The sequence below is a fragment of the Mesorhizobium sp. M7A.F.Ca.CA.001.08.2.1 genome (assembly GCF_003998455.1).
Classification (GTDB): domain Bacteria; phylum Pseudomonadota; class Alphaproteobacteria; order Rhizobiales; family Rhizobiaceae; genus Mesorhizobium; species Mesorhizobium ciceri.
On record NZ_RZPW01001140.1, the window covers coordinates 1 to 1,363 of the forward strand.

Below are 1,363 nucleotides of genomic sequence, written 5' to 3' on the forward strand. Positions count from 1 at the left end.
GGCGGGCAGCCATATAGTGGAACTCGAAGCGCGCGACCTGGAAGCCGGCTTCGGCCAGCGCCTTGGCGGTGGCGGTCATCGAGGGAGAATCCATCGACGCGCCGGCGCCATGGGCGAGCAGGATGGTGACCGGGGCACTGTCGGGACCGTCGAAGAGAAAGGTGGTCATGGAGCGGTCTCGCTGGAGAGGTCGAGTTCCGTCACACTCCCCTCTGTCCTGCCGGACATCTCCCCCGCAAGCGGGGAGATTGCGCGCTCAACCGCTTTCGCCAATCTCCCACTTTGCAAGCAGGAACGGGACGCCCAAGCTGCCGATCTCCCCCCTTGCGGGGGAGATGGCCGGCAGGCCAGAGGGGGGTGTTCAAGCGCCAGCATCCCTCACCCCGCCGTACGCGCCAACTGCAGATCCACGAACTGCACGCCCTTGGCCGCCACCCGCGACCACTCGGACTCCGCATCGAGTTCGAGATAGCGCACCCACAGCCGCCGCGCCTCCGGCAGATCGCCGGCGTCGAATTCGAGCCGGGCGAGGTTGAACACCGGATCGGCATAGTTTTTGTCGAGCGCGATCGCTTTCTGCAGGTGCCTCCGCGCCGAGGCCTCGCGGCCCTGCTCGCTCATCAGCCCAGCGAGGTTGAACCAGGCCTCGACGAAGGCCGGATCGAGTTTTATCGCATTGATATAATCGTGCGCGGCGTCCGCCGCGTGGCCGCCGGCGCGCAGGCAGTTGGCGCGGTTGAAGGCGGCAATCGCATCGCTCGGATCGATGGCGAGACAGCGCTGGTAGAGTGCGGCTGCCCCATCATGGTCGCCACCCTCCTCCGCCGCTTCGGCCTCGGCAAACAACTCTTCCAGTGTGTCGTCGCCTGCCGAACCGGCGCTGCCCAAATCGAACAGAAGCTGTCCGTCGAGTTCGCTCTGGCCGCCTTCGAGATAGATCGCATCGGCGCGCCCATGCTGCGAGCCGACATTGAGCGACTTGGCGGTCAGCGACGCCACCGGGCCGGAGCGGTGGACGGAGCGCGCGATCGCCCCCCATGTCGCGCCGCCGGCGACGAGCCCGGCATATTTGCGCGCCAGGATCAGGTCGCGGAAGGAATAGGGTTCTGCGTCATGCTCGAACGCATCGAACAGTGACAACAAATCGAGCTCGACGCCGGATAGCCGCGACTGATCGATCAGCGATTGCCGCGACAGCGAAGACGCTTCCGGTGTCTTCATCAGTCCGAGAAGGCGCAGGAACCCGTTCTCGCTGAGGAGCTTGTGCCCGGCCGCGCGCTCGGCGGCGACACGGCGCTCGATCTCGGCATCGCCGTTCCTGGAGAGCCCGGCCTTAGCGAGCAGCGTGCGGCCGCACACGACA

General features: G+C 66.5%; 2 protein-coding genes. Both read right to left on the reverse strand.

The features are described 5' to 3' along the window. On the reverse strand, nucleotides 1-169 hold a 169-nt coding region (locus EN914_RS39665), incomplete at its 3' end, for an alpha/beta family hydrolase (RefSeq protein WP_348631970.1). A 209-nt stretch (nucleotides 170-378) separates the two neighbouring features. Beyond that, nucleotides 379-1,363: tetratricopeptide repeat protein (locus tag EN914_RS35595; RefSeq protein ID WP_127389697.1), on the reverse strand; the 985-nt coding region annotated here is incomplete at its 5' end.